The 768-nt window shown below is 33.9% G+C and carries 1 protein-coding gene; it reads left to right on the top strand.

The window, feature by feature from the left end; all coding sequences use genetic code 11:
- Positions 1 to 583, top strand: a 583-nt coding sequence (locus tag RB298_RS02605; protein WP_486045603.1) for a pyridoxal-phosphate dependent enzyme, incomplete at its 5' end; no start/stop codon positions are given.
- Positions 584 to 768 lie beyond the last annotated feature (185 nt).

Genomic DNA, 768 nt, shown 5'->3' with positions numbered 1-768 from the left:
ATATCTAAGTTGGAACTTACCAGATTGGATTGTTGTACCTGATGGAGCTTTAAGTAACGCAACAGCGCTAGGTAAAGGACTAAATGATTTATTTACACTTGGATTGATAGATAAACTTCCGAGGATGGCAATTATACAGGCAGAAGGGGCGAGTCCATTTCACCAAATGATAGATCAGAAAATGAAAGAACTTATACCTGATGGATCTCCATACACTAGAGCTTCTGCATTGAATATTGGAAATCCACCAAGTTGGAAGAAGGCGAAACATGCTTTAAAAGAAACAAATGGAATTACAGCTTCCGTATCAGACATTGAAATTCTTAATGCAAAAGCTATTATAGATAGAAGTGGGATTGGATGTGAGCCAGCTTCTGCAGCTACAGTTGCCGGATTGAAAAAGTTAGTGGATCAGCAGAAAATTGATAAGGACGAGACCGCATTATGCATTCTAACAGGAAATATTTTAAAAGATACAGACGCTTTAAAGGAATATCATTCTGGAGATAATATGGTCGCAATTTTTAAAAATACACTACAAGCAACTTCCTTAGATTACAAAACTATTCAAAACTATATATAAATCCTTGTAATGATTCAGAAACCTCCTGTTACTTTATCAGGAGGTTTCTCTTTTTATATACCATATACAATCTTAGTTAACATAGTCCAGATTATCGGTAGAAAGAGAACCTGTACATAAGAGGTTCTCTTTAAATTAAAATGTTTGATTATCTAAATTCAAAATATATTTCATTAGCTATATTA

Source organism: Priestia sp. BR_2 (assembly GCF_041954005.1).
Taxonomy (GTDB): Bacteria; Bacillota; Bacilli; order Paenibacillales; family Paenibacillaceae; genus Paenibacillus_AQ; species Paenibacillus_AQ lautus_A.
Note: the sequence above shows the minus strand (reverse complement) of the source record. Positions and strands in the feature narration are given on the sequence as shown.